We start from the raw sequence: 20,098 nt of genomic DNA, 5'->3' as shown, positions 1-20,098 counted from the left end.
CTCACAACTCCAGCCGCCGCCGGATGCGGTCGAGTTCGCCCATCACGTCCTCGAACGTGCGGTTGTAAGCGGACTCCGCCTCCTTGATCTGGTTCAGCGCGGCGTCCGGGTTCCTGAGGTACGTCATGGGGTTGTCCTCGGAGTCGCCGAACGTCTCGCTCATGCCCTCGGCGACCTGCCGCTGCAGGTCGGCGGTGGCGTCGTTCAGCGCCGTCTTGATGAGGTCGGCCAGCTCGCCGGACGCCAACCGCAGGCCCTTGGGGTGCAGTTGCAGCTCGCGGACGCCCTCGTGGCCGCACTCGACGGTGACCAGCCCCTGCTCGTCCTGGGCCCGTCCGACGAAGGAGTCCATCTTCTCCTGGAACTCCTCCATGCGGGCGAACTGCTGGTCGGCCCCCTTGAGCAGCTTCTCGATGTCGATGTTCGCGAAGTCTCCGAATTCCTGCACAGCCTCACTCCTCCGCTCGAAACGGCCAGCAAAGTATCAGCCCGACAACCCGCGTACCCAGGTGTAGAGCTCCAGCACGCCGGCCGCGAGCGGGAAGAGCTCGACGATCAGCAGCAGGTCCAGGATGTCCCCGGCCCGTCCCCAGAACGGCGACGGCTTGCCCGAGGCCAGCCCCCTCCCGACGCCCACCATCAGCAGGGACGCCCACAACACGCAGACCGCCACCGCCAGCGCGCCGACGACCCCGCCCTTGGAGCTGAGCGCGAAGGCCGTCATGGCGAGCCCCGCCATGCCCGACCCGACCAGCCAGAGCCGCTGGCCGACGCCGGAGAACACGCGGGCGCGCATGATGAGCGTCAGCGAGATCGCGACGGTCATGATGTACGCGATCAGGCCGTCGTGCAGCACCAGCAGCGCCTGGGCGACCAGCGCGGCCAGCCCGACGGCGACGATCTGCGCCGTGGCGTAACGCTGGGCGATCACGGTGCGCTCCTGGATCGCCGCCGCGTCGAGCCGCTGGTTGTCGGCGCGCAGTTCCTCGGCCGTCGTGGGCATGGCCGGCAGCGGCACCCGGGCCAGCCGGAAGGACAACGTCGGCACCAGCGGGCTCAGCGCCAGCAGCACGGCGATGGCCACGGCCGCCACCCCCGCGGGGACGGTTCCGGTCAACATGACCACCGCCGCACAGACCGCGCCACAGGACGCGGCGATGGACGTGCCGAGAAAGCCGGGAATGCCATGCGAGATCATCATCCCGGCGACGGCGGCGGCGAGCGCGGTGCAGGCGAACGCGGCGAGCAGGTGGGGAGCGCCGACACCGGCCAGGCCGCCGGTCCCGGCGGGCGTGACCAGCCCGGCCAGGAAGGCGTAAGGCAGCGCCGCGTGACCGATCAGCGCGCTCGCCATGGAGTCGCCCATGGCCCGCGACAACACGGTTCCGGCGGCGATGAGCAGCAGCGCGAGCGTTCCGAAGACGACCGGCCCGACCAGCGGGGGCAGGCCCGCCGAAGCCAGGCCGACGGCCCCGAGGACCAGCAGCCCCGTGGCTCCGGCCGCGCCGAGACCTCTGGTGTGGGCCGCCGTCCACTTGCCCGGCCCCTCGCGCACGCCGGTGGCGACGACGTCGGCCACGTCGTCGAAGACCGCGGCCGGCAGGACCGACTCACGGGGGCGCAGGTAGAGGATCTCGGCGTCGAGCACGCCGAGCGCGCTGAGGCTCTGCTCCAGGTCGAGCGGGGCGCCGCCGAGCCGCTGCAGCGTCCATCCCGGCGACGAGGCCGCGTCGCCGCCCACCTCGCCGAGCATGCGCAACAGCCCCGGCAGCACGTGCGGCAGCGGGATGTCGGCCGGCAGCGTCAGGTCGGCCTTGCGGCCGGGCCCCACGATCGTGAGGTTGCACAACGTCGGCAGCGGCAACGGCAGTTGCGCGAGCGCACCCTGCTGAAGCGGCCCCGACGGCGCCTGTGCGGGCCCGGCGGTCTCCCCTGCGGGGGGCCGGGACTCGGGCAGCGGCGGCTTCTGAACCATCGATCCCACGGTCCACTCCGTCCCAAAAGGATCACGGACAGCACAGACCATAGCGGGTCGATTCTGGTAAGAACGTCGCGTGAGCAAAGTGGTTGTCCGGCGCCCGGAGCGTCGTCCCGGCCCGAAGCCACCTCGCGGGGAAGTCATGCTGGAGTCTCCGCCGGAGATCCCCGAGGTTCAGGGCCAGGGTTTCATGGCGGTCCTCACCTACCTGCCCATGGTGGCCGGGGGCGCGGCGATGGCGCTGATGTTCACCGCGGGGGGCGCCAACACCAGCCCGGTCATGTACGTGGCCAGCGGCCTGTTCGCCGTCTCGATGGTCGGCATGAGCATCGGCCAGATGGGACGCCAGTCGGGCGAACGCAAGCACCGGCTGAACGGCGCCCGCCGCGACTACTTCCGCTACCTCGGCCAGATCCGCAGGAAGGCCAGGCGCGCCGCCAAGCAGCAGCGCGAGGCCCTGGAGTGGAGCGGCCCCGAGCCGGACTCGTTGTGGTGGATCGCGATGGGCCCCCGCCTGTGGGAACGCCGCCCCCGCGACGAGGACTTCAGCACGATCCGCCTCGGCACCGGCGTGCAGAAGCTGGCCATCCAGCTCTTCCCGCCCGACTCCAAGCCCGTCGAGGACCTGGACGCGCTCTCCTCCGGCGCGCTGCGCAGGTTCATGCGCGCGCACTCCACCCTCGCCCGGCTGCCCGTCGCCGTCGCCCTGGCCTCCTTCGCGCGCATCCGGCTCACCGGCGACGTCGCGGCGATGCGGGACCTCGTCCGTGCCGTGATCGGCCAGGTCGTCACCTTCCACTCCCCCGACGACATGCGGATCATGGTCTGCGCCGACCAGGAGCGCATGCCCCACTGGGAATGGGTCAAGTGGCTCCCGCACGCCCACCATCCCGACATGGCCGACGCGTCCGGGCCCGTCCGCCTGATGGCCGGGAACCTCGGTGATCTCGATCGGCTCGTCGGCGGCGACCTCAAGGAGCGGCCCAGGTTCCAGCCGGGCTCACCGGCCGGCGAGCTGCCGTACCACGTGGTGATCGTGGACGGCGGGCACATGCCGCACGACTCCCAGCTCGGCAGCGACGCCATCCAGGGCGTGACCGTCATCGACCTGACCGGCTCCACCGGCGCCGTCGAGGAGGGCAACACGCTGCGGCTGGAGGTCCAGCGGGACGACCTGCACATGGTGAAGGTCGACCACGCGGGCAAGGAGCGCAGGACGCGGCTGGGCGCGCCGGACCGGCTCTCCTACGTGTGCATGGAGGGGCTGGCCAGGCAGCTGTCCCCGCTGCGCGCCTCGTCCAGGAGCGGCGGCGACGGCGAGGACATGTTGTCGATCAACACGACGCTCACCGACCTGCTCGGCATCAGCGACCCGCGCGCCCTGGACCCGGCCGTCACGTGGCGGCCGCGTGCCGGACGCAACCGGCTGCGCGTGCCGATCGGGCTCGGGGCGGACGGCCGCATGGTCGAGCTCGACATCAAGGAGTCGGCCCAGGGCGGCATGGGCCCGCACGGCCTGCTGATCGGAGCCACCGGCTCCGGCAAGTCGGAGCTGCTGCGCACCCTGGTGCTCGGGCTCGCCGTCACCCACTCCTCGGAGATCCTCAACTTCGTCCTGGTCGACTTCAAGGGCGGCGCGACCTTCCTCGGCCTCGACTCGCTCCCCCACGTCTCGGCCGTCATCACCAACCTGGAGGACGAGCTCCCCCTGGTCGACCGCATGCACGACGCGCTGCACGGCGAGATGGTACGCAGGCAGGAGCTGCTGCGCGCGGCGGGCAACCACGCCTCGCTGCGCGACTACGAGCGGGCCCGCGAGCAGGGCGCCAACCTGTCGCCGCTGCCCACGCTGTTCGTCGTGCTCGACGAGTTCAGCGAGCTGCTGTCCACCAAGCCGGAGTTCATCGACCTGTTCGTGATGATCGGCCGGCTCGGCCGCTCGCTGGGCGTGCACCTGCTGCTGGCCTCCCAGCGGCTGGACGAGGGCCGGCTGCGGGGGCTCGACACGCATCTGTCGTACCGGATCGGGCTGCGCACGTTCTCGGCGATGGAGAGCCGGGCGGTGCTGGGCGTGGCCGACGCGTACGAGCTGCCCTCGGCGCCGGGCAACGGCTACCTCAAGTTCGACACGAGCGGCATGACCCGGTTCAAGGCCGCCTATGTCTCGGCCGCCTACCATCCCGACCCCAGGCACGTGACCGACAGCGGGCAGCCCGCGGCGCGCGAGGTCATCGAGTACGGCCACGCCTACGCGCCGCTGCCCGCCGCCGAGACGCCCCCGGAGGAGACGCCGGAGGAGCCGGAGCAGGGCGGCGCACAGGCGAGCCTGCTCGACATCGTGGTCGGCCGGCTGGAGGGACGCGGCCCCGCGGCGCACCGCATCTGGCTGCCGCCGCTGGCCGAGCCGCCGACCCTGGGTCACCTGCTGCCCGCGCTGTCGGTGACCCCGGAGCTCGGGCTGTCCACGCCCGGCTGGGACGGCCGGGGCCGGCTGCACGCCGTCGTCGGCATCATCGACCGGCCCTTCGACCAGCGCCGGGACCCGTACTGGCTGAACCTGTCCGGCGCGGCGGGGCACGTCGGCATCGCGGGCGGCACACAGAGCGGCAAGAGCACGGTGCTGCGCTCGCTGATCGCCAGCATGGCGCTCACGCACACGCCTCGGGAGGTGCAGTTCTACTGCCTGGACTTCGGCGGCGGCACGCTGTCGGCCCTGGAGGGGCTGCCGCACGTGGGCGGCGTGGCCAACCGGCAGAACGCCGACCGGGTCCGCCGTACGGTCGCCGAGATCTCGGGCATCCTCCAGCAGCGCGAGCGGGACTTCGCCGACCACGGCATCGACTCGATCGCCGCCTACCGCAAGCGGGTGGCCGACGGCAGCGTCGAGGGCGACGGCTGGGGCGACGTCTTCCTGGTCGTGGACGGCTGGCTGACGATCCGGCAGGAGTACGAGAGCCTGGAGCCGGTGATCACCGACCTGGCCACGCGCGGGCTCGGTTACGGCGTGCACGTCATGGCGACCACCAACAAGTGGTCGGAGTTCCGGCCGGGCATCCGCGACCTGTTCGGCACCAGGATCGAGCTCAAGCTCGGCGACGCCTACGAGTCGGAGGTCAGCCGCAGCGCGTCGCTCGCGGTGCCCGAGGGCACGCCGGGGCGCGGCCTCACCAAGGACGGCATGCACTTCCTGTCCGCCCTGCCGCGCATCGACGGGCTGCGCGGCGCCGACGACCTCGCCGACGGGCTGCGTTCCCTCGTGGAGGTCGTCAGCGAGTCGTGGCAGGGCCCGGCCGCCAAGCCGGTCCGGCTGCTGCCGTCCCTGCTTCCCGCGGCCGCCCTGCCCGGCCCGGAGGAGACCGGCGGGAACCGCATCGCGATCGGCATCGACGAGGCGACGCTCTCCCCCGTCATGCTCGACTTCGAGGCCGATCCGCACTTCGTCGTCTTCGGCGACACCGGGTGCGGCAAGTCGAACATGCTGAAGCTGATCATGGAGGGTCTCGTCGCGCGCAAGACCCTCAAGGAAGCCAGGCTGGTCGTGATCGACTACCGCCGGTCGCTGCTGGACACCGCGGCCACCGAGCACCGCATCGGTTACGCCGTCTCCAGCGCGGCGGCCGCGGAGCTGGTGCAGGAGGTACGCTTCGCGCTGCTCAAACGCCTGCCGCCCGCCGACCTGACCCCGGACCAGCTTCGCGACCGCAGCTGGTGGCAGGGGTCCGACCTCTACATCGTGGTGGACGACTACGACCTGGTCGCCACCTCGAACAACCCCCTGCAACCGCTGGCCGAGCTGCTGCCGCAGGCGCGCGACATCGGGCTGCACCTGATCCTGGCCCGTCAGATGGGCGGCGCCAACCGCGCCATGTACGACCACGCGGTGCAGCGGCTCAAGGAGATGGCCAGCCCGGCGCTGATCATGTCGGGCAACCGGGAGGAGGGCGTGCTGTTCGGCAAGGTGCGTCCGCAGCCTCTCCCGCCCGGCCGCGCCTTCTTCGTGGACAGGAGATCGGGAGACCGGCTGATCCAGACGGCGTCTCTGGAAGCGGAGTAAATCGGGCCTGACCAATCGTGATGATCACCACTATGCTCGATCTTCATGAGCAAAGGCGTCGTGGATGTTTCCTATCGGGCGCTCGACGAGTGCAGGACGCGCGTCAACATCGCGTCCAAGAACTTCGCTCTCGACGAGATACTCAAGGTCGGCGAGGCGGCGAAGCCCGCCGATGTGACCGACGCCGCGGTGTTCGGCGCAAACGACGGCGCGAAGAACCTCGCCGCCAAGGTCGACGCCTTCTGGGCCGCCGTCCGCGTCGAGCTCGACAGCGCGCGACGGAGGCTGGAGAGCGTGGAGCGAGCGCTCGACGAGGTGGAGAAGAACCTCCAGACGGCCGCGAAGGCCTCGGGCGCATGAGCGAGATCGCCATCCTCGCGCCGGACATCACCGAGATTCCCGGCGGGGCGGAGTTCCTGACGCTGCTCACCAAGATCACGGGCAAGCCCGAGACCATCGAGGCCGTCGCCAAGGCCTGGGGGGCGTGCGGGTCCCATGCCGCCATCGAGACCGCCGGGCTCATCGTCAACCTCGAAGAGGTCAACGACAGGTGGGACGGCGACTCCGCAGACGCCTTCGACCTCTACATGAACCGGTTCCCCAAGGCGGGCGACACGTTCCACTCCACGGTCAACACCGCCACCGAGGCGCTCAAGAACGTCGCCACGGACCTGAGGAACGCCGTACCGCAGATCGAGAGGCTGCGCGACGAGACGGTCGGCAGCGCGCAGAAGTACATAAGGGACTACCTGGTCGCCCATCCCAACACGGAGCAAGCCGACGCGAGGGCCGCGATGTTGGCCGATCCGGGCTTCGCCGGCACCGTGAAGGCCAAACTCGACGCGGCAAGAGGGGTCGTCAAGAGGGCCGAGGACGCCATCGCGGCCGCCGCGACCACGCTGGGCGGGCTCGTACAGGCCGGGGAGAACGCCGGGCTCGGCTTGTTCGCCGCCATCCCCGACCCCGGCGGCCCCGACTTCGACCCGGGCGACAAGAAGGTCGTCTGGACGAGGGGGACGCCCAAGGAGGACACCCGAGGGGCGGGCGGCCCGGGGGCCGGTTCGGGCGGCGGCTCCGGGCAGGGCGGGGGCCCGGCGACGGGCACGCCCGCGCCCAAGGCCGAGGTGACGGAGTGGATCAAGCAGGCGCTCACCATCATCAAGTCGCCCGAGATGGCGGACGTCATCCGCCAGCGCGGCGTCGACGTCGCCGACCTGGACCCGAACGACCCCAAGGACGTCGAGCGCATCTGGACGATCATCTACCACGAGTCCGGCGGCAACCCCAATTCCATCAACACCTGGGACGTCAACGCCAAGAACGGCATCCCGTCCCAGGGCCTGATGCAGACCGTCCCGCCGACGTTCAACGCGCACGCCCTGCCCGGCCACGGCAAGATCCTCGACCCGGTCGACAACATCATCGCGGGCGTGCTGTACACCTACAGCCGCTACGGCAACCTCGCCAGACACCCCGGCATCGCGTCCCTGGAGCAAGGCGGCGGCTACCGGCCCTACTGACCTTCAGTGGACGCCCCCGCCCGGAGGTTCCCGGGCGGGGTACGTCCGCCGGTTCAGCCGCAGTTGGCCCAGCCCGCGGCGGTGCTCCCGGCACCGACGCTGCCGGAGAACTTCACGCACCTGCCCGGGGCGGCCAGCTTGACCGGCCCCGCGTAGTACTTGTAGTCGCCGCTGTCGGTCACGCTGTCCCCGTCCTGGACGTCGAGCGTCGCGCTCACCGGGCTCTCCTTGCCCACGCCCGCGTACTTCATCGTCACCACGCAGTTCTGCTTGGTGCCGCTGTTGTACAGCTGGAAGGTCTCACCGCCGTTGAACGACTGCGACCGCTGCACGTAGAAGCCGGACCCGCACACCTGGGTGGGCGTGTAGGGGTTCTTCGGCTCCGGCTCCGGCTGGGCCTCGCTCTTGGGCTGCTCCGGCTCGGGGGCCTCCGTCGTGGGCGGCGGGGCCTGCTGGGTGCTCTTGGCGGGGGCCGGAGCCTCGGTGCTCTTCTGGGGGCTCGGGGTGGGGGCCTCGGTGCTCTTGCGAGGCGTCGGCGTCGGGGGTTCGGTGCTCTTCCTGGGGGTCGGGGTCGGCTCCTGGGACTGCTCGGGCGTCCTCGTGTTCCTGGCCGTCGGCGTCGCCGTGACCGTCCTGGTCGCCTGCGGGCTCTTCGGCTGTGAGGCCGTCGGCTGCGGCGTGGTCGGCTGCGGGGTGGCGACCGGCTGGGTGGCGACCGGCTGCGTGGACGGCGGCGACGGCGTCGGCACCGAGCTGTACACGGGCGCGGTCGGGACGCCCGACGGCTCCTCGGTGGGCAGGATGAGCGGGCCCACCCCGTATGAGTCGGCGTCGGACGGCGTCGCCCACGGCACGTCCACGTCGGCCTGGTCGGTGCCGGGCTCGCCCGGTTGCGGAACCGTCCCGTCGCCGGGGCCCGTCGTCCCGTTCGCCGCCGCGTCGGCGGACCCGGTGGCCCCGTCGGTGGACCTGCCCTCGGCCGCGACGCCGACCGAGTCGATCCGGTCCGCGTCCGTGTAGCGGCTGGCTCCCCACAGGCCCACCCCTGACAGCACCATGAGCGCGGCGACCGAAGCGGTCAGGCCGACCGGGAACTTCCGGCGCGGGGAGGCCGGGTCCACGACCGACGCCTGCCACACCTTGGGTCGCTGCGGCGTCTCCTGGATGGGCTGCTGCAGCCTCGGCGGCTCCCACGTCTGCTGCGGCTGCCCCGGCTGCTGGGCCGGCTGCTGGGGCTGGGGCGGCTGAACCGGCACGCCTTCGAGCGGTGCGGCGCCGTCCGCCGGCGGCAGGGCGGGAGGGGCGAACAGCGGGGTGAGGCCCGGGGCGCCCGCGGGCGGCAGCTTCGCCGTGACCTCCTGGTCCGCCGACGGGCCGCCGAGCAGGCGCAGCAGCGCCGCGTACGCGGCGGGCCGCTGCCTGGCGTCCTTCGACAGCGCCGCGGACACCACGGCGCGGAGCGGTTCGGCCAGCGTTCCCAGCTCGGGCGCGCCGGTCAGCACCTCGTCGGCGTCCTGACCGAACGGCGCCTTCCCGGTGGCCGCGAAGACCACCGTGGCGGCCCAGGCGAACAGGTCGGCGGAGGGGCCGTACGGCTCGCCTCTCAGCTGCTCGGGCGAGCGATAGCCGATCTCGCCGGCGGCCTCGCCGAGGTCCAGGTCGGTCACCCGGACGCCGTCGGCGCCCATGATGACGTTGCCGGGGGTCAGTGCCCGGTGCGTGACACCCGCCAGGTGCGCGGCGGTCAGCGCGGTCAGCGTCCCGACGGCCACCCGTTCCACCCCGTCGGGGTCGAGCGGCCCGTCGGCGGCGACGATCTCGGCCAGGCCGCGCCCCTCGACGTGCTCGCGTACGACGTACAGGTGGCCCTCGTGCAGGCCGGCGTCCAGCGTGCGCGCGATGGACGAGCTGGAAAGGCGCCGGACCTTGGCGAAGCGCGCGACGCCTTCCGCGTCGGCGTCCGGCTTCGCGGCCAGCAACTTGATCACCCGGAGGGGCGCGTCCTTCGACTCGCGGCCGAGGAAGGCCGGCCCGCGCGGCCCCTCCGGCAGGCGTTCCGACAGGTCGTGGTCGCCCAGCCTCTGTGGATCGTCTGGCTGTAACGGGTGCATCGTAGGTTCCCTTCGTATCCAGGCGCTGCGCTGCGGGCAGCGCCTGCATCAGCGGTCAACTGACGTCATTGGGCGGGCCCGTGCGCCATCCGCGGCTTCTGCCGAGCGGCAGCACCAGTGCGAGGGCGCCGGCCACGGCGGTGAGGATCAGCGCTCCCGCGGTCACGGCCAGCGCGGTGTTCCGGGCCCCGGCGTTCTGCGGGGGCACCTTGGCGATCGCGTCCGCCGCGATGGGGGCGGGCGGGGGCGCGGCGACCATGGGCCGTCCCGCGGGCTCGAAGGGCAGCACGGCGCTGACCGCCTGCACCGGGTTCACCATGCCCGCCCCCGTGCCCTTGCCGACGGATCCGTCGGCCGTGGCGATGATGCGCCGCCGTACCTGCTCCTGGTCGAGCTGCGGGAACCGGGCGCGCACCAGGGCGGCGGTCCCGGACACGTAGGCGGCGCCGAAGCTGGACCCCTCGAGATCCAGCTTGTACGACCTCCCCGGCCACGGGGCGATGATGCCGACCCCCGGCCCCAGGACGCCGACGGGCGTGGCCGTGTTGGAGGAGTCGGCGCGCCGCCCGTCGGGAGTGGCCGAGCCCACGGCCAGCACCCCCTCGTAGGAGCCCGGATAGGCGGGCACGTCCTCCTTCTTGTCGGTGATGTTCCCGGCGGCGGCGACGATCACGACGTCCCTCGCCAGGGCGTTGCGGACGGCCGCCTTGAGCGCGGGATTGTCGGCCGCCTTGATCGAGATGTTGATGACGTCGGCCTTGAGCTGGACCGCCTTGTCGATGGCCGCCGCCAGGGTGGCGACGTGCCCCTCGGCCTGGCTGCTCTGCTTGAGCACCATGACGGTCGCCCGCGGGGCCACGCCGTGGAAGGCGACGCCCGGATAGACGCGCCCGGCGATGATGCCCGTGACGGCGGTGCCGTGGCCGACGCAGTCGGTGTAGCCGGTCCCGGTGAAGTCGACGAAGTCCGACAACCAGGGCAGTTGCGGGTGCTTGACGTCGAGGCCGCTGTCGATGATCGCCACCCGGACGCCGGCGCCGGTGCTCAGCCGCCACGCCGTCTTGATGTCGAGCCGCTTCTGCGCCCAGGGCTCTCCGCCGGGCAGCTTCACCACGCCCGGTTCGGGGTTGCACTCGCCGTCCGCCGACGTGGCGGCCGCCGGGGCGGCGGCGACGCCGAGTCCCAGGACGGCGGAGAGCAGCACCCGGCCGAGCGCGCCCGCGCGTCTCCGGCCGCCGCGCCCCGGGCGTGCCGCCGAGGTCCGGGGCATCACGGAGGCGTGGCCCGCGTTCGTACGCGATCGCTCCACCGCTCCACCAGGGTCGTCTCAGCCATCCGGATCGAACCGCGTCCGACCGCCGAACGCGGCGATCGACAGGACCAGCGGGGCGATGGGGAACGCGGGCGTCCGCGCCCGGCCGCACATCTGTCCCGATCAAGTCGATTCGTTCGAGAGGCAATCCTGCGACGCCGGGTGATCTGTGTCGTTAGCGGAGAGTGCGAGATATCTTGGCGAGGAGCGCAGGCCGGCCGGACGTCCTCGCCTCGAAGGGGCCAGGCCGCGCCGTTCATTACGCGATTCCCCGTCTCGATCCCGTCGCCTCGGATCAAGATGAGAGACGTGCTGAGCATCCAGTCCCACGAGGCCGCCCCGGGCAAGCCGCGAGCCCGGAACGATGTGATGACCATTGTCCAGCCTTGACGCGCTTCTCGATCTTGAGCGGCGATTCACCGTGCCCGGTGCTCCGGAGAACGCCGTCACGGCCGAGGAATGCTCCCGCCGGCTCATCGACGCGGGCCTGTGGTGGGACGCCTGCGCCGAAACGGCCCGCACGCACCCGGAGCTGCTGCATGCCTGGGTTCGTGATGGTTGCTGGGCGCTCGACGCCATCGACGACGCCGACACGCTCGACCTCGCGGAGCCGGGCGTCGACGGCTGGGGACGGGCCGCCACCGGCGCCTGGCATGTGGCCCGCATGGCCTGGCTGGCGAGCCGGACGCGGCCACCGGGCACCGAGGAGGCCGACACCCTGCTGGCCGCCGCCGTGCGACGCTGGCGTGACAGCGGCCTGCTGCCCGGCCATGGCCTCAGCGGGCTGCCGTCCCGGGCCGCCGCACGCCATCCGCACCTCATGAGCCGCCTGGACGAGCTGGGCGGCGGACCGGCCCGCTCGATGGTCGCGCTGGAGATCTGGTCGCCGGCCGCCCGGTCACGCCTGAGGTCGCGCCGGGAACACCTGATCAGGGTGTTGTTCGACGACGGCGACACCGGCCTGCTCGGGACCCTGCGCCTGGGCGTCCTGCGGGGCGGCCCGCCCGGGTTGTTCCCCGACCCGCGGACGATGTTCGACTTCCAGGCGGATGCGGCCTTCCAGGACGCGATCACCACGTCCTGGAAACGCCAGAGCGGCGGCGGGCGCGACATGCCGTGCGTGTTGTGGCGGTTGTCCATCGACGACGTGCGGTTGCGACGAGTGTCTGGATCGTCCCTGGGAGCGGCGTTCGCGGTGCTGCTGGAGGAGACCCTCGGACCTCCGGCGCGGACGTCCTTCGCCGTGCCCGCCGTCCCGCGCGTGCGCTGGGCGCTCGCCCGCCCGCTGCGCACCCCGCGCACGCGGCAGGCCGTCACCGGGCGCATCGAGCCGACCGGACGGCTGGGCAGGGTCGGCGGCCTGGCCGCCAAGCTCACCCGGGCGTCCCAGAGCGAGATGAGCGTCGTCGCGCCGAAGGCCAACGAGGACTCCGACGGCCATCTGGCCGACGGCGTGCGGATCTCCTGGGCCGATGACGTGGCGGCCGCCCGGCGTCACCTGTACCGGCTGGCTCCGCAACGGGTCGGCGTCCTGGCGGGGCTCGCGCTGCTCGTCCCGCTCGCGGTGCTGGGCCTGGTCGTGTGGCGTGACGACGCCTCCGAGCAACTGCGGACCGCGTTGTCGCGCCGCCTGGCGGAGGCCGGCTCGCAGGTGTCCGCCACGGACCCGCAGCTGGCCGCGCTGCTCACGGTGGCGGCCGGCAAAGCAGCGCCCACGGCCGAGGCGCGGCAGAGCATGTTGTCCGTCCTCGCCTCGCCCGCGCGTGCCGTGCTCGACGGGCACATCCAGGCGTCGCTGCACTCCGTGGCGCTGTCCCCGTCCGGCCGAACGGTGGTGACGGGCAGCGACGACGCCCGGCCGATGTGGTGGGACGTGCCGAGCCGCGCCCCCGCCGAACCGGCCAACAACGACTTCTTCTCCGGACGGTCGGTCGTCAAGGTCGTCTTCAGTCCCGACGGCCGTTACGTGGCGGCCACGCACAACCACGGGGGCGCGAGCCTGTGGGACGGCCGTACCCGCAAGCCCCTGCACGAGTTCGGCCAGGGCAGCAGCACGACCGCGCTCGCCTTCATGCCCGACAGCGAGCGCGTGCTCTTCGCCGACTTCAGCGGCCGCCTCTCACTGTGGGACATCGCCGGGCGCCGGGCGGTGGACGCCGGCTTCCCACGACTCGTCGGGTCCGGATTCCTCAAGTACGACGAACTCGTCCTCAGCCCCGACGGCACGACGCTCGCCGCGGTGTCCTCCGACGTCCGCGGCGAGGCGTCCGTCCAGCTCTGGGACGTCCCGACGCGTTCACGGCGCGGCCCGGCGACGCGCGTGGACGACGTGCGCCCGGCCTTCAGCGCGGACGGGAGCACCCTGGCCGTCGCGGACGCCGAGGGCAGGCTCGTGCTCCTGGACGCCGGCCGCGGCACCCGCAGGACGACGCTGCCGGCGGCCCGCGTCACGGCACTGGGCTTCGACGCCAGGCTGAACCTGTGGATCGCCGGGGACGCGGAGGGAGTCGTCCGGCTGTGGGACCCGGAACTCAAGGAGGCGGTCGGGATGGCGCTGACCGGCCACGACGGGGCCGTGCGGGCGGTCGACGTGGACCGTGCGGGCACCACGCTCGTCTCCGGCGGCGAGGACGGCAGGACCCGGCTGTGGGACCTGTCGTACTCCCACCCCCTCCAGGGCCCGCTGACCGCCGGAGACGACGAGGTCACTTTGCTGGCCTTCTCCCCCGACGCGGCCACCTTGTGGACGGACGCAGGCTCGTCGTTCCGGCGGAACGGCGGCGGCTGGACGTCCAGGCGCGACACCGAGCCGGTACGGGCCGTGTCCGGTGACGGGAGGATCTGGGCGTCCCAGCGGCAGGGCGGCCTGACGGCGGCGGGAATCGTCGGCCCCGGGCCCATCACTCTCCACTCCGCCTCCGGCGGGAAGCCGCTGCGCACCATCGCCCGGGTCGACGGCCGCGTGCCCGAACTGCGAGCCCTGAACCGCGACGGGACCCGCATCGCGGTCACGCTCGAAAGGGACACGTTCGGCGCTTCGACGGTCAGCGTGGTGGACGCGGCGACAGGGAAGACGGCCGGGAAGCCCGTCGAGACGCCGCTCGGCATCAGGCATCTGACGTTCGGCGGCGACGGGAACTCGTCGATGGCGATGAGCTACCGGCCCGTCCCCGAGAGCCTGGACGAGCGCGTGGACCTGTGGCATCTCACCGGCCCTCGCTTCCTGCGCCGCCTGGAGGGCGACACGGGCGTCATCGACGCCCTGGCGTTCAGCGGCGACGGAACCCGGATCGCCGCGGCCACCTCCGACGGCTCCGTCCGGCTGTGGAACGCCGCGACCGGGCGGCCGTCCGGTTCGCCCGTCCCCACCGGCCAGGGCATCGTCAGCCTGCTCGCCTTCGCGCCCGACGGGCGGACGCTGATGTCCAGCGGCGGACGCGGCGCATGGCGAGCCGCCGACCACAGGACCATGCGCCGGTGGGACATCGCGTCCGGGCGCGCGGTGGGCCCGCCGATCGAAGGCGGCTTCAAGGCGGTGGCCTTCACGCCGGACGGCGCCCGGTTGGCGACGGGCGGCAGGAAGGGCCGGGTCTGGCTGTGGAATGTCAGCGTCCCGGCCGAGCTGGACGAGGCGTTGTGCGCGATGGCCGGGACGCGCCGGATCACGCCGCAGGAATGGCTGACCCACGCGCATCAGACGACCGCTCCGAACACCTGTACGCCATGAATCCGGCCTCCTCCGGCGTTTTCCGTTCGCGCCCTGTGACGAGTGGCTACCTTGTGCTCATGCCCCCGTCCGTCCCCCCGGGATTCGGAGTTCCCCCGCCTCCTCGCGAGCGGATCCGGCATCGGCTGCGCCGCTGGTGGCTCTCCCTCGGCGCCCACCACGGGGTCCGCTACTGGATGTGGACCCGCGGGCTGCCGATCATGGTCGCGGTCGGGGCGCTGTTCGGGGCCAACGGCCTGGTGATCGGCTGGCGCACGGCCTACGACGTCACCCTGGGCATCACCTCGCCCGCCGACACCGCGCTACCGGTCCTGGCCTGGTTCCTGTCGATCGTGGGGTGGTTGCTCGTCCCGGCCGCGGTGGGAGGGGTCGCCGGGTTCATGGTCAGCCACGCGATCACGTCCCGGCGGACCAGGCCGGCCGAGGAACTGCTGGGGAAGAGCGAACCCGTGCCGGTCGAGGGCGAGGCCGGATGATCCCGCTGCTGCGCGATCTGTGCTTCGCGCACCGGGAGTTCCGCGTGCCCGACGGCTTCGCCGTCTCGTTCATCAGGCACCATGACAATGACTGGGAGCAGGCCGAGAAACACTGGGAGTACTCCGTCCGCCGCGTGCTCGACAGCAAGGACGTGCCGACCTGGGTCTCGACGGGCCAGGCGATGAGGATCGCCGTCGCCGGCGCCTCGACCCTGCTGCACGAGGCGGGCGAGAACGGGCCGGTGTGCTTCATCTGCGTCGAGGAGGCCCACAAGAGCGGCAGGAGGCGGCCATGAACGAGCGGCAGGGCGGTGAGTCCCTGGAGGACATCTGCGCCGAATACTTCGGTCTCGCCTTCCCGGACGCGGACGACGGCTGGGTCGGCGAGCGGGCCGCGTCGGTGGCCGGGCGCGCACGTCGGGCCATGCGCGCCGCGCACCCACCCGCCGCCCCCCGGACGCGTGAGGACCTGACGCAGGCGTTGCGGCAGCTGAACGACCATGGGCTCTCCGCTCGCGCCGGCTCCGTCGGCGTGCGTCACCTCGACCTGACGATCACGGCCGAGGCGGGCGTGGGCGCGAACGGCCGCGGCGAGCTGACGCTGACCGTGACCGGGCCGGGGGCCGGTGACGCCGGGACGTGGCTGGCCCTGACGGCCGGGCGCCCCGACCTCCGGTACCTGGCGAGCGTCGGCGGCGACGGACGGGCGGCGTTCACCGGCCTCCCGGACGCCGACTGGACCCTCGACCTGGTGGACGACGTGCCGCCGACGTCGGCGGTGATCCCGCTGCCCGTCGTGCGTCCGCTCTCCCGGGCGGCGGCCGCCGCCCCCCACGACTTCGTGCTCGTCCTGCCTGGCGGGGCGCTCTTCCAGGTGAGCCGCTCCGGGCCGTCGGCCTCGTACGTGCTGGAGATCATGGCTGCTCCGGCCGGACCGCTCGTCTACGTGATCCGGTACGTGTCGGACGGGACTCCGTCCGACCTCCTGGTTCCGGTGACCGCGCACACCCCGGCCCGGCGCTCGCGCGTCAGGCTGCCCGGCTTCTCCGGCGACGGCAGGTGGGAGACCACCGAACCCCTGAGCCCGGCCGCGGTGCCGCCGGACGACGGCCTGATCGCCCGTTCGATCGCGGCCGCCGTGGACAGGGCCACCCTGCGCGCCTGGCACGGCCTCGTGCCCCAGCTGCCGCCCGACACCGCCGAGATCGTCACCACCCGCCTCCACCGGCGTTGACCTTCCGTCAGCGTTCTCCCGGGGCGTACCAGATGGTGCTGTGCAGGTCCGAGCCTCTGATCACCTGGATGCGCCAGGGCTCCAGGCGCAGGACGTGCAGTTGCGGATCGCCGGGGCCGCCGTGCCAGAAGTTGCCCAGGTCGTACCCGGCGCCCTTCGGGCTCGTGCGCCGGTACAGGTCCCACACGTGCCGCTTGGTCTCCAGGTCGCCGGTCCAGGCGGCGACGGCGTCGACGCTCACCGCGTTCTGCCGGGGCGTCCAGTAGGAGAACGTGGTGTGCGGGTTGCCCGCCAGGTGGGCGGCCTTGACCGGCGTCCGGTACGTGGCCAGCCAGCCCAGCGGAGTGCCGTCGACGGTCTCCCAGACCGGGATCAGCACTCGTGCGCGCGGCCGTCCCTTGGCGTCGACGGTGGTCATGGTGGCGTAGACGATGTCGCCGATGTAGGTGTCGAACTGGCTGGAGATGTCGGCGAACGAGGCGACTTGAGTGGCCATGGGGTTGTCTTCCCTTCTCCGGCGGTTCCGCGAGTGCCTGCCGGTTCCTTCTGGTGACTGACGGCATCGTCGGGCACCGCCCGTGACGACGGAAGACGGCACTTCCACGTCCCTCGGTTACCGCGCGGATACCGAGTCCCCGAGCGCTCCCGCTAAGATCATCCGCATCGTCGCCTTCCTCCGGGCCGCCGTCGCCCGCCACCGTTTCGGACGTCCGGCCGCCGCCGCCGTCGCGCTCTATCTGACCGCCGCCGCTGTCGCCGCCTGGTACGACGGCGGGAGGTGGTTCACCGTCGTCGCGACGGCGCGTCCGCGGCCGTGGGGCGACGGGGACCGGCTCCTGCTCGCGACGATCTGCGCGTTCAACGCGTGGGCGCTGTGGCAGATCCTGCGCGGCCCCGCCACGCCGCGCGCCGCGACCTTGCCGCGCGACGTGGTGTGGTTGCGACGCCTGCTCTATGTGGACGTGGCCGGCGATCTGCTGCTCTGGGAGCTTCTGGATGGCCTGTCCGACGTCGCGAAGTCCGTCGCGAGCTGGGCCGTGTGGACCGCCACCGTGGTCCTGCTGGTGCGCGCGCTCACCGGGGTGTCGGTCCGGTTCCGGGTCCTCGCCCTCGGGCTCGCCCTGACCGGGGGCCTGGCCGGGGTGCTGCGGCCGTTCGCCGAACTCGCGGTGCTGAAGGCGCTGCTGCTGCCGGCGCTGGCGACCGTCGGCTGCAAGGCGATGATCCTGGCAGGGCAGGGGCGCGACCAGCGGTTCGGCGTCACCACGGTCGCCGTCGGCTGGACCGCCCTGCTCGTCCCGGAGGTCTACGGGCTGTTGCAGGCCGGACGCATGTCGTTCGACGGTCTGTCGCTCGCCGTGCAGGCGCTCGACGGGCTGGCCGTCGTGTGGGCGGCGCGCACCGCGCACGAACTCGCCGCCGCGCCCGTTGCCGGCGTCCAGGCGTCCGGAACCGGGCGCACGTACCGGTGGCTCGCCGCCGCCGCGGTCGTGTTCGTGCTGCCGACGGCGGTCGTCGGCGCGGAGAAGGACGCCCGGCTCACCTACACGGCCGCCGACGAAGGCTGCCGCGGCCGGCTCCGTCCCGCGGCCGCCCTCGGGGCCGAGGAGCGGCGGCGGTCGTTCCTCTGCCTGGCCAGGGGCGAGACCTTCGCCGCGGCCGCGATGTTCCCCGAGGACCTGCCCGACCAGCGTGTCCTCGCCCACGGTGCGCGGCTTTGCGCGCTGCCAGACGTCCAGGAACGGCACGCGCTGCACAGACGGACGGGCGGCACGGCGGACTCCGTCGAGCTGGCCGCGGCCCTGGAGTATCTGTGCCCCGGCATCGTCGCCCGGCAGAACGCCGACGCCGACCGCCGTCAGGCCGAACGTGACCTGGAGATGTCCAGGTGGAAGGCCGCGGCGAACGCCCGGTGCGCCGACCCGTGGCCCAAGGTGCGGGCCGGGCGGCAGGGCACGGCCGCGTACATGTTGTCCGAGGGGGGCGGCTACGCCGTCTTCGACGACCGCGACGACAGCGCGGGCGAGCCCGGGGACATCTACGGCGGCGGCCGCGAGTTCGCCGACATCTTCGACGCCGTCGAGGACGGGCTCATCGACGCGGTGGGCAGCGGAGCCGCCATCGTGACCGCGGAGGAGAACGCCGCGATGTGCCTGACGGTCAAGGCGTTCGACAGCGCCCCGCCGCTCCGGCTCGCCGGCTGGGACGCGGTCGTCGAGGTGGGCATCGCCAGCCGCAGCGGCCGCCTGGTCGTACCGGCCTACCCCGAGGGCGGCGACGGCGGGGCGGCCCGGCCGCTGCCGAACCTGGCCGTCGCCGGTCCGGGCCACTACCGCATGCGCGTCTACGCCCGCACGATGCCGTGGGACGAGAGCGACCCGGACGCGCCGCTGGAGGAGCACCTGATCGTCGTCCATCCCGGCCGCTCGGCGGAGAAGGTCGTGCACCGCTCGCGCGGCTGACCTCCTGCGTGCGGGCGGCGGCGTCAGTGGGTGGCGGATTCGACGTGCTTCTGAGGGAGGCTCGTCGCCGACGGCTTCGTCCCGGTACGGCCGAGTTCGGGCAGGAGGGACACCATCCCCAGCACGGCCAGCCCGACGCCCAGCCAGAGGGGAGCCCGCAGCCCGAAGCCGTCGATGACCAGCCCGCCGACCGAGGAAGCGATGATCACCCCGAGGGTGATGAAGGAGGCGTGCACGGTGTTGACCAGCGGCCCCGGATTCCCGACGCGCTGGACGCGTACGGCCATCGCCGGGTTCATGGTCACTCCGACCAGCCCGACGCCCAGCATGGCGACCACCGCCGGGACGCCGAGGTGGGCGAACAGCGCGAACCCGGCCAGGAAGACCGTGTTGAGGGCCAGGCCGGACCACAGGACGCCGATGGTGTGCTTGTCGGCCAGGCGTCCGACGACGTGGTTGCCGATCACGGTGGCCGCGCCGTACGCGACGAGCAGGAGGGGGACGGCGCGCGAGGTGAAGCCGGTGACCTGGGTGAGGATCGGGCTGAGGTAGCTGAAGGCGGCGAAGGTCGCGCCGATGATGAAGGTGCTGGTCGACAGCGCCAGCCACAGCCGGCCGTTCCTGAAGACGGCCAGCTCCCGCCTGAAGTCGCTGCCGCCGTCCGCGCGCCCGAGCCCGGGAACGTCCGCCGTGGTGGCGATCGCGGCGACGACGGTCAGGGCGCCGACGGCCCAGAAAGCGGCCCGCCAGCCGAGCTGCCCGCCGATGAACGTGGACAGCGGCAGCCCGAGCAGGGTGCCGAGCATCAACCCGTTCAGGACGACGGCGAGGGCGCGGCCGCGTACCTCTGGACGGCTCAGCTGGACCGCCACCGAGATGGCGACCCCGAAGAACGCCTGTGAGGCGACGCCGGTGACGACCCGCGCGACCGTCATGACCGCATACGAGGGCGCGACGGCCGCGAGCACGTTGCCCGCCAGGAAGACGGCGAACAGCAGCATGAGCGCGGGCTTCGGGCGTATCCGTACCAGCGCGACGGTCATCAGCGGCCCACCCGCCGCCATGGCCACCGCGAACGCGGTGATCAGATAGCCGATCTGGGAGATGGTCACGCCGAGTCCGCCCGCCATCTCGGGCATCAGTCCTCCGACGGCGAACTCGCTGGTCACCATGGCGAAGATGCCTATGGCCAGGACGTAGACGGCTCTGGGCAAGGAGGACTCC

14 protein-coding genes are annotated in these 20,098 nt (G+C 72.6%); 8 read left to right on the top strand and 6 right to left on the bottom strand.

The window, feature by feature from the left end; genetic code table 11:
• Position 1: 1 nt before the first annotated feature.
• Together AB0J97_RS26695 and eccD are read right to left on the bottom strand one after the other, a co-directional pair.
• A complete protein-coding gene (locus tag AB0J97_RS26695) occupies positions 2-448 on the bottom strand; it encodes a YbaB/EbfC family nucleoid-associated protein (RefSeq protein WP_364092943.1) in 447 nt (148 codons plus the stop codon).
• Between the two features lie 36 nt (positions 449-484).
• Complete coding sequence (gene eccD / locus AB0J97_RS26690) at positions 485-1,975, bottom strand: type VII secretion integral membrane protein EccD (protein WP_364093286.1); 1,491 nt, start codon at positions 1,973-1,975, stop codon at positions 485-487.
• A gap of 145 nt (positions 1,976-2,120) precedes the next feature.
• Here eccD and eccCa point away from each other — a divergent pair, with 145 nt between their 5' ends.
• Genes eccCa through AB0J97_RS26675 form a run of 3 tightly spaced genes read left to right on the top strand, consistent with a single transcriptional unit; the run spans position 2,121 to position 7,552 of the window.
• Positions 2,121-6,032, top strand: a complete 3,912-nt coding sequence (gene eccCa / locus AB0J97_RS26685; protein ID WP_364092941.1) for a type VII secretion protein EccCa — start codon at positions 2,121-2,123, stop codon at positions 6,030-6,032.
• A gap of 45 nt (positions 6,033-6,077) precedes the next feature.
• A complete protein-coding gene (locus AB0J97_RS26680) occupies positions 6,078-6,392 on the top strand; it encodes a hypothetical protein (protein WP_364092939.1) in 315 nt (104 codons plus the stop codon).
• Positions 6,389-7,552 carry a transglycosylase SLT domain-containing protein gene (locus AB0J97_RS26675; protein ID WP_364092938.1) on the top strand — a complete coding sequence of 388 codons (1,164 nt, stop codon included), beginning with the start codon at positions 6,389-6,391 and terminating at the stop codon, positions 7,550-7,552. The genes AB0J97_RS26680 and AB0J97_RS26675 overlap by 4 nt, the downstream gene beginning before the upstream one ends.
• 53 nt (positions 7,553-7,605) lie before the next feature.
• Here the strand turns inward: AB0J97_RS26675 and AB0J97_RS26670 are convergent, their stop codons facing one another.
• Together AB0J97_RS26670 and AB0J97_RS26665 are read right to left on the bottom strand one after the other, a co-directional pair.
• Positions 7,606-9,663: a hypothetical protein gene (locus AB0J97_RS26670; protein WP_364092936.1), complete on the bottom strand. Its 2,058-nt coding sequence runs from the start codon at positions 9,661-9,663 to the stop codon at positions 7,606-7,608.
• 55 nt (positions 9,664-9,718) lie between these two features.
• Positions 9,719-10,972, bottom strand: coding sequence for a S8 family serine peptidase (locus AB0J97_RS26665; protein ID WP_364092934.1), 1,254 nt, complete (start codon positions 10,970-10,972; stop codon positions 9,719-9,721).
• Between the two features lie 379 nt (positions 10,973-11,351).
• On the opposite strand from AB0J97_RS26665, the gene AB0J97_RS26660 reads away from it, so the two are divergent.
• The 4 genes from AB0J97_RS26660 to AB0J97_RS26645 are packed head-to-tail and all read left to right on the top strand — an operon-like array spanning position 11,352 to position 16,412.
• The gene (locus tag AB0J97_RS26660; RefSeq protein WP_364092932.1) at positions 11,352-14,702 is read left to right on the top strand and encodes a WD40 repeat domain-containing protein; all 3,351 of its coding nucleotides are present in this window, start codon (positions 11,352-11,354) and stop codon (positions 14,700-14,702) included.
• A gap of 59 nt (positions 14,703-14,761) precedes the next feature.
• Positions 14,762-15,178, top strand: coding sequence for a DUF6313 family protein (locus tag AB0J97_RS26655; RefSeq protein WP_357701750.1), 417 nt, complete (start codon positions 14,762-14,764; stop codon positions 15,176-15,178).
• Positions 15,175-15,474, top strand: coding sequence for a hypothetical protein (locus AB0J97_RS26650; RefSeq protein ID WP_357701748.1), 300 nt, complete (start codon positions 15,175-15,177; stop codon positions 15,472-15,474). The genes AB0J97_RS26655 and AB0J97_RS26650 overlap by 4 nt, the downstream gene beginning before the upstream one ends.
• Entirely contained in the window at positions 15,471-16,412 is a 942-nt protein-coding gene (locus AB0J97_RS26645) for a hypothetical protein (RefSeq protein WP_364092929.1), read from the top strand. The genes AB0J97_RS26650 and AB0J97_RS26645 overlap by 4 nt, the downstream gene beginning before the upstream one ends.
• A 7-nt stretch (positions 16,413-16,419) precedes the next feature.
• On the opposite strand, the gene AB0J97_RS26640 is transcribed toward AB0J97_RS26645, so the two are convergent.
• Positions 16,420-16,908, bottom strand: coding sequence for a pyridoxamine 5'-phosphate oxidase family protein (locus tag AB0J97_RS26640; protein WP_364092927.1), 489 nt, complete (start codon positions 16,906-16,908; stop codon positions 16,420-16,422).
• An 82-nt stretch (positions 16,909-16,990) separates the two neighbouring features.
• Between AB0J97_RS26640 and AB0J97_RS26635 the strand changes: the two genes are divergently transcribed.
• Positions 16,991-18,874, top strand: a complete 1,884-nt coding sequence (locus AB0J97_RS26635; RefSeq protein WP_364092925.1) for a hypothetical protein — start codon at positions 16,991-16,993, stop codon at positions 18,872-18,874.
• A gap of 23 nt (positions 18,875-18,897) precedes the next feature.
• On the opposite strand, the gene AB0J97_RS26630 is transcribed toward AB0J97_RS26635, so the two are convergent.
• The gene (locus AB0J97_RS26630) at positions 18,898-20,088 is read right to left on the bottom strand and encodes an MFS transporter (protein WP_364092923.1); all 1,191 of its coding nucleotides are present in this window, start codon (positions 20,086-20,088) and stop codon (positions 18,898-18,900) included.
• Between the last annotated feature and the right edge of the window lie 10 nt (positions 20,089-20,098).

It is taken from the genome of Nonomuraea sp. NPDC049607 (assembly GCF_040675375.1).
Lineage (GTDB): Bacteria > Actinomycetota > Actinomycetes > Streptosporangiales > Streptosporangiaceae > Nonomuraea.
The sequence above is the reverse complement of the archived record's forward strand: the minus strand, read 5'-3'. Positions and strand labels throughout refer to the sequence as shown.